The sequence below is a fragment of the Bradyrhizobium australafricanum genome (assembly GCF_020329495.1).
GTDB classification, from domain to species: Bacteria; Pseudomonadota; Alphaproteobacteria; order Rhizobiales; family Xanthobacteraceae; genus Bradyrhizobium; species Bradyrhizobium australafricanum.
In genome coordinates this window covers 1-7,661 of sequence record NZ_JAGKJL010000133.1, presented here as the reverse complement: position 1 = coordinate 7,661, position 7,661 = coordinate 1, and the positions used below count along the sequence as shown (strand labels likewise).

Sequence of the window (7,661 nt, the reverse complement as noted above, 5' to 3'; positions counted from 1 at the left end):
CTTGATGCTCCATCGGCTGAAGCGCCGGAACACGCTGTTCCAATCGCCGAAGACCTCCGGGAGATCGCGCCAGGGAGACCCCGTACGCACGATCCACAGCACTCCTTCAACAAACATTCGGTTGTCGCGCCCGGTCGAGCCCTTCTGATCGGGCCGCCCTATGATCAACGGCGCCATCCGCTCCCACGCCGCGTCGCTCAATACCAAACGGTCCATCACACCCAAGGCGGCCTCCCCAAAAGCAGCCTTGAATCTGATTTGCTCCTAAAAGGGAATCCTTAGAGTCCACACCACCTAGGGCATTTACACATCTCTTCGAGGCTAGAAAACCGACTCATCATCAAGGGGTTAGCTACTAGGCGAGAGCCGAAATCGGCGGGCGCAACCCTAGTGCAGATGAGTAAGTTCTCTGCGGTTTTCGGCCAACTCTTTGAGAAGACTCCGGAAAGACTGCGGAGGATATGTATATACGCTAGTGCGAAAGCAGGGACCCATAACCCCAGGGAGGGGTTTGGCGAAGACCGGCAGTTGCGTTGCGTGCCGTGGGACTGCGACTTCCTTGCTCGATGGATCACGCGGTATGGGTCCCGGCCTTCGCCGGGACGACGATGGGGAGGGGACCGCGCAAGCCAACCGAGCGTGTAGCCCGTAGCCCGGATGGAGCGACGCGCAATCCGGGGTTCTTGCTTACCTCGCCCCGCTTGCGGGGAGAGGTCGGATTGCATCGCCAGACGCGAGCCGGGTGAGGGGGAGTCTCCGCAAATTCATTTTCACCGAGTTTGCGGAGGCGGCCCCTCACCCCCACCCTCTCCCCGCAAGGGCGGGGCGAGGGAGAAGTTACATCTCCGCCTTATCAGCCATCCCGACCGCCCACAGCGCGAACGCATAGACGATCGCGACCTCGTCGAGGCGGTTGAAGCGGCCGGAGGCGCCGCCGTGGCCGGCGCCCATGTTGGTACGCAGCAGCACCGGGCCGCCGCCGCGCATGGTGGCGCGCAGCCGCGCGATCCATTTCGCCGGCTCCCAATAGGTGACGCGCGGATCGGTGAGCCCGCCCATCGCCAAGATCGCCGGATAGTCCTTGGCCGCGACATTGTCGTAGGGCGAATAGGACAGGATGGTGCGGAAATCCTTCTCGCTCTCGATCGGATTGCCCCATTCCGGCCATTCCGGCGGCGTCAGCGGCAGCGTGTCGTCGAGCATGGTGTTGAGCACGTCGACGAACGGCACTTCGGCGACGATGCCGGCGAACAGCTCGCCGGCGCGGTTGGCGCTAGCTCCCATCAGCATGCCGCCCGCCGAGCCGCCATGGCCGACGATGCGCTTGGCACTCGTGTATTTCGTCTCGATCAACGCACGCCCGGCGGCGGCGAAATCGTCGAACGTGTTGGTCTTCTTCTCGCGCTTGCCGTCGAGATACCAGCCCCAGCCCTTGTCGGCGCCACCGCGGATATGCGCAATCGCGTAGACAAAGCCGCGGTCGACCAGCGACAGCCGGTTGGCGGCAAACGAGGCCGGCATCGCCATGCCGTAGGAGCCGTAGCCATACAGCAAGAGCGGCGCCTTGCCGTCGCGGACAAAGTCCTTGCGATGCAGGATCGAGACCGGCACCTGCGCGCCGTCATGCGAGGTCGCGATGATGCGCGTGGTGACGTAGTCGGCCGGGTTGTGGCCGGACGGGATCTCCTGGCGCTTGCGCAGCACCCGCGTCCGCGTCGCCATGTCGTAGTCATAGACTTCCGACGGCGTGGTCATCGACGAATAGGCAAACCGCAAGCTGGTGGTGTCGAACTCGTAGCCGCCCATGGTGTCGAGCGAATAGGCCGCCTCGTCGAAGGCGATCGCATGCTCCGCGCCGCTGTTGAGGTCGCGGATGATGATCGCCGGCAGCGCATTGGCACGCTCCAGCCGCACCATGTGGCCGGCATAGAGCTCGACGTCGAGCACATAGACGCCTTCGCGATACGGGATCAGGTCGCGCCATTTGCTGCGCTCGGGCGCGGTGAGCGGCGCGGTGACGACCTTGAAGTCGATGGCGTCGTCGGCGTTGGTCAGGATGAACAGCTCGTCGCCGCGGTCGGCGATCGAATATTGCACGCCTTCCTCGCGTGCCGCGACCAGCCGCGGCGGCGCGTCGGGATTGGAGAGATCGATCAGCCGCTGCTCCGAGGTCTCATGGTCGCCGCCCGCGATCACGCAGAAGCGGCCGCTCGCGCTCTCGTGCAGGTGGGTGAACCAGCCGGAATCCTGCTCCTCATAGATCAGGATGTCGTCGGCCTGTTTGGTGCCGAGCTTGTGCCGCCACACCTGCATCGGCCGGTGATTGTCGTCGAGCTTGACATAGAAGAAGCTTTTGGAATCCGCGGCCCACACCACGCCGCCGTCGGTCTCCTCGACGAGATCGTCGAGATCGCCGTCGGTGGCCCAGTCGCGCACCCGGATCGAGAAATATTCGGAGCCCTTGGTGTCGGCACTCCAGGCGTGCAGGCGGTGATCGTTGGAATGCCGGCTGCCGCCGAACTTGAAATATTTGTGGTCCTTCGCCAGCGCGTCGCCGTCGAGCACGACATGGGCGTCGCCGCCGTCGCGCTGCGTGCGGCAGTACAGCTCGTGCTGGCCGCCCTCGCGGAACTTGCGGAAATAGGCGAACGGGCCGTCCGGCGACGGCACGCTGGAATCATCCTCCTTGATCCGCCCGCGCATCTCCTTGACCAGCCGCTTCTGCAAGCCGTCGGTGTGGCCGAGCAGGCTCTCGGTGTAGCCGTTCTCGGCCTCGAGATAGGTGCGGATATCGGGATCGAGGATCGAGGGATCGCGCAGCACCTCCTGCCATTTCGGATCCTTGATCCACGCATAGTCGTCGGTCACCGTGATGCCGTGGGTGGTGAAGGAATGCGGCCGGCGCGGCGCGACCGGGGGCGATGTTGTGGTGGCGGGTTTGGTCACACGATCCTCATGGTGCGGGGTTCCGCTCTATATCGGGATGAATGTGGCGATTGCCAGATGGGGCGGGCGATTGGACGTCCTCACTATCCCCGTCATTGCGAGGAGCGAAGCGACGACGCAATCCATGGCTCCGCGTATGCGGACCGATGGATTGCTTCGCTGCGCTCGCAATGACCGTGGGGACAGGGCGAACTACCCGTTCCGCAGCCGCGCGCCGGCATTGCCGCCGGACATCGGAATCCGGTTCACCGCCAGCACCACGGCGAAGGTGATGACCAGCATCGCGATGCCGAGCACCGCGATCGCGGCGAGGTCGCCGCCTTCGTTGAGATCGTAGATCAGGACCGAGAGCACCTTGGTCTGCGAGGTGAACAGCACGATCGCCGCCGACAGTTCCCGCATCACGCCGATGAAGATGAAGCACCAGGTCGCGATCACGCCGGTGCGCAGCAGCGGCGCGGTGATCTGGCGCAGCGCCTGCAGCCGGGTCGCGCCGAGGATGCGGCTCGCCTCCTCGAGCTCGGGATGGATGGTTGCGAACGCCGCCTGCAATTGCTGATAGGCCGATGGCAGGTTGATGGTGAGGAACGCCAGCAGCAGGATCCACAGCGTGCCATAGAGCACGAAGGGCGGCCGCGTGTAGCTCAGGAACAGGCCGACGCCGAGCACGATGCCGGGCACCGCGACCGGCGCGGTGGCGAGGAAGCCGAGCACGCGGTGGCCCGCGATCACCTTGCGCGTCGTGACATAGGCGATGACGAGCGCGAGGATGGTGCCGATCGTCGCGGTCGCGGTGCCGAGGATCACGGTGTTCTTGAGCGCGAGCTGGGTCGACGACAGCTCGGTGAACACGAAGACGATGTTGTGCAGCGTCGCTGTCGACGGCGTCACCAGCGTGGTCGCGTTCGGCGAGAACGCGGCGTTGAGCAGCGCGAGGTACGGCAGGAATACCGGGTTGAGCAGCACCAAGAGGCAGAAGCCGAGCGCCGCCCAGCGCCAGCCGTGCAATTCCACCCGGCGCGGCGCGCCATACTTGCCGCCGATCACCGAATAGCCGCGGCGGCCGAGCAGCGCCTTCTGGCCCTGCAGCAGCAGGATGGTCAGCACCAGCAGCGGCACCGCGGCGGCGGCCGCGAGCTCGAGCTTCGGCGGATATTGGAATAGGCTCCAGATCTTGGTCGTCATGGTGTGGAAGCCGGCCGGCAGCGCCAGGATCGCCGGCGAGCCGAACAGCGTCATCGCCTGCAGGAACGCGATCAGCGCGCCCGCGACCAGCGCGGGCAGCGCGAGCGGGATCGTCACCCTTCGCGCCGTGGTCCAGGCATTGCCGCCGAGGATCGCGGAGGCATCTTCCAGCTCGCCCGGCATGGTGTCGAGCGCATTGGCCACCAGCACGAACACGAATGGGAACGTATAGCAGGAGATCACGAAGATGATCCCGGTCATCGAATAGATGTTGAACAGCGCGTCGGCATCTTCGCCCGCGAACAGCCGGTAGAGCTGGTTCAACAGCCCGGAATTCGGCGCCGCCAGCAACTCCCAGGCGACCGCGCCGAGAAACGGCGGCGTCACGAACGAGGCCGTGACCAGTGCGCGGATGGTCTGCCGTCCCGGCATGTCGGTGCGCGACACCAGCCAGCTGATCGGCGCCGCGACGATGCAGCAGATCAGCGCCGACGTGGTCGCGATGATCGCGGTCGTCAGCAGCGGATCGAGGAAATCGGGATTGCTGAACAGCGTGACGAAGTTCTGCAGCGTCGGATGCCGGCTCTTGTCGGTGAAGGCGAACACCGCGAGCCACGACAGCGGCAGCAGGATCAGCAGGATCAGCACGGCTGCGAACAGCCACAGCACGGGTCGTGTCCAGTCGATGCGGCGGCGTGAGGCGGGGGAGGTGGTTGTTGTTGTCATGTTGACCCGCGGTGAACTGTCTCAGCTCCCTCGCCCCGCTCTTGCGGGGTCGAGACGAGCGAAGCTCGCTCTTGGAGGGTTGGGGTGAGGGGCCGCTTCCGCGGATACCGGATGCGCGGAGTGTCCCCCTCACCCGCCGCGCATCTTGCGATGCGCGTCGGCCTCTCCCCGCAAGCGGGGCGAGGCAAAAAAGCGTGTGCCGCGACCTTCATCGCTCACACCCGAAACAGTCGCGCATAGCGCGTCTTGATTTCTTCGGTCATCGCCTCCACCCCGGCCGGATCCTCTTTCATCAGCTTGATGTCGGAAAGCTTGCGCCGGCCGGCCTTCGGCTGCACCTGGGCGTGCAGCGAATATTGGCCGGTGAAGTCGACGAAGAATTGCTGGGTCTCGCGGGTGTGCAGCCAGGCCTGGAACAGCTTTGCGGCGTTCGGATGTGGCGCGCCGGCGAAGATGCCTGTGGGACCCGAGATCGTCGGCGTGCCTTCGGTCGGATAGACCGGCTCGACCGGTTGTCCGGCTTCCTTCAAGAGCACGATGCCATATTCGTTGCCGTCGGCCATCACGGCGCGCTCGCCGAGCGAGAGCTTTTTCGGCGGATCGGTCGAGGACTGCACCTGCATCACGCGCTGTTTTGCGAGTTTCTCCAGATACGGCCAACCGAGCTCGCGCACGATCTGGAACGTGGTGGTCATGATCGTGCCGCTGTAGGCGGGATGGCCCTTCACCATCTTGCCCATCCACTTGGGATCGAGCAGGTCGGCAAAGCTCTTCGGCGCGTCCTCCGCCTTCACCAGATTGGTGTTGTAGGCGATCGACGACAGCCACAGCCGCGTGGTCACGGCCATGCCGTCGGGGTCGCGATAGTTGTCGGGAAAATGTTTCGCGACGCCCTCGGGCACGAACGGCATCAGCCAGCCGCTTTTCTTCCAGGGGATGAAGTGCGAGGCATCGGCGCTGTTGACGACGTCGGCGGCGTGGATATTGGAATCGAATTCCTGCGCCACGCGCTGGAACAGCCGCTCCGAGCCTGAGCGCTCGATCTGCACGGTGATGCCGGGATAGGCGGCCTCGAACGCCTTGCCGAGCTTTTCGCCGACCGGCAGGTCCATCGACGAATAGAACACAAGCTTGCCTTCCTTGGTCGCGGCGGCGACGAGATCGGGCGTGATTGCGACCGGCGCGGGTGCGGCGGCGCGTGCCGGTGACGCGAACACCGTGCCAACCGCAAGCGCCGCAGAGCCTTTCAGGACATCGCGTCTGGAAATCGGCTTCCGCATCGCGTCGCTCCGTTTCTTGTTGTTATCGGCTCAGCGCCCGGCAGCGCGCAGGCGGCAAGGTCAGCCAGACCTCGCTGCCCTTCTCGACTGCGGTTTCCGTCGGCGTGGTCACCCGCAGCGATGTGCCGTCAGCGGTTTCCACCATGTAGTCGCGGTTCATGCCGAGATAGACCTGCCGCGTCACGATGGCTTTGAGGGTATTCTGCGCCGCCGCGGGCGGTTGCGTCGCGAGCTGGATTTCGTGCTGGCGGATCGCGACCGGCGCACTCTGGCCGGTCGTCAGCGTGGCGCCGACCACCTCGAGCGTTGCGCCGGCGAACTCCACGTGGTTCGCATCGCGCGCGGTGCCCTTGATCACATTGGCGGCGCCGATGAAGCGCGCGACGAATTCGGATTCCGGCCGCGCATAGATGTCCTCAGGCGCGCCGAGCTGGTCGATCTTGCCGGCATTCATCACCGCGATCAGGTCGGCGGTCGTCATCGCCTCGGACTGGTCGTGGGTGACGTAGACCGTGGTGTAGCGATATTCGTCGTGCAGGCGGCGGATCTCGAACCGCATCTCCTCGCGCAGATTGGCGTCGAGATTCGACAGCGGTTCGTCGAGCAGCAGCGTCTCGGGACCGACGATCAGCGCGCGCGCCAGCGCGACGCGCTGCTGCTGGCCGCCGGAAAGCTCGCCCGGATAGCGCTGCGCCAGTGGTTCCAGCTTGGTGGTCGCCAGGATCGCGGCGAGCTTCTTGGCGATGGTGTCGCGATCCATTTTGCGCAAGCGCAGGCCGTAGACGATGTTCTCCGCCACCGTCATATGCGGCCACAGCGCGTAGCTCTGGAAGATCATCGACATGTTGCGCTGCTCGGGTGGCAGCGTGCGCGCCTTCGACGACACCACGCGGTCGCCGACGCGGATCTCGCCGTCGGATGGTTCGAGGAACCCGGCGATCAGCCGCAGCGTCGTGGTCTTGCCGCAGCCGGACGGTCCGAGCAGGCAGACCAGCTGGCCATGATCGATCGTGAGCGAAACATCATCAACCGCGACAAACGATCCAAACCGCTTGACCAGGCCGCGCAATTCCACCGATGCCAAGCGGTCCCTCCATTTTGTTGTGTCGCAGGGATCCGTGCCCGGCTGTTGCCGGCAGTAAAGCGGAAAATGATGACGACGAAAAGTGCTCGTGCCCCGTCAAAAAGTCGTGGCACCTCTTCGTTGCGTTATTCCCCGACCACTCTTCCGTCATCCTGAGAGTCTGACTCATAAATCACCCAACCTTAGCTGCAGCCGCGAGTCTGCGGGTCAGGAGCCTGATGTGTGCAATCAGCAGCCAGGCAGCTTCGGTTGCCACCGTCGCCTCGAAGTCCTTGGCGAGGCGGCGGCATCTGCCGAACCAAGCGAATGTGCGTTCAACCACCCACCGCCTCGGCAGAAGCTGGAAGCCTTTGACGCCTTGAGGCCGCTCGACGATCTCGACAGTCCATGGACCGCAGTCTGAGAGCGCGTCGAGGAGTTGATTTCCGCGGTAGACCCGG

At 64.7% G+C, this 7,661-nt stretch carries 6 protein-coding genes; all 6 read right to left on the bottom strand.

Features of this window, described 5'->3' with window-relative positions; all coding sequences use genetic code 11:
• On the bottom strand, positions 1-216 hold a 216-nt coding region (locus J6525_RS45425), incomplete at its 3' end, for a transposase (protein WP_225648926.1).
• Positions 217-837: 621 nt separating this feature from the next.
• On the bottom strand, positions 838-2,946 hold the full coding sequence (locus tag J6525_RS45420; RefSeq protein ID WP_225649500.1) for a S9 family peptidase: 2,109 nt from the start codon (positions 2,944-2,946) through the stop codon (positions 838-840).
• Between the two features lie 192 nt (positions 2,947-3,138).
• Positions 3,139-4,857, bottom strand: coding sequence for an ABC transporter permease (locus J6525_RS45415; RefSeq protein WP_225649499.1), 1,719 nt, complete (start codon positions 4,855-4,857; stop codon positions 3,139-3,141).
• 215 nt (positions 4,858-5,072) lie between these two features.
• Complete coding sequence (locus J6525_RS45410; RefSeq protein WP_225649498.1) at positions 5,073-6,137, bottom strand: substrate-binding domain-containing protein; 1,065 nt, start codon at positions 6,135-6,137, stop codon at positions 5,073-5,075.
• A 22-nt stretch (positions 6,138-6,159) separates the two neighbouring features.
• Positions 6,160-7,212: an ABC transporter ATP-binding protein gene (locus tag J6525_RS45405; protein ID WP_225649501.1), complete on the bottom strand. Its 1,053-nt coding sequence runs from the start codon at positions 7,210-7,212 to the stop codon at positions 6,160-6,162.
• A gap of 181 nt (positions 7,213-7,393) precedes the next feature.
• Positions 7,394-7,661, bottom strand: a 268-nt coding sequence (locus J6525_RS45400) for a transposase (RefSeq protein ID WP_225645595.1), incomplete at its 5' end; no start/stop codon positions are given.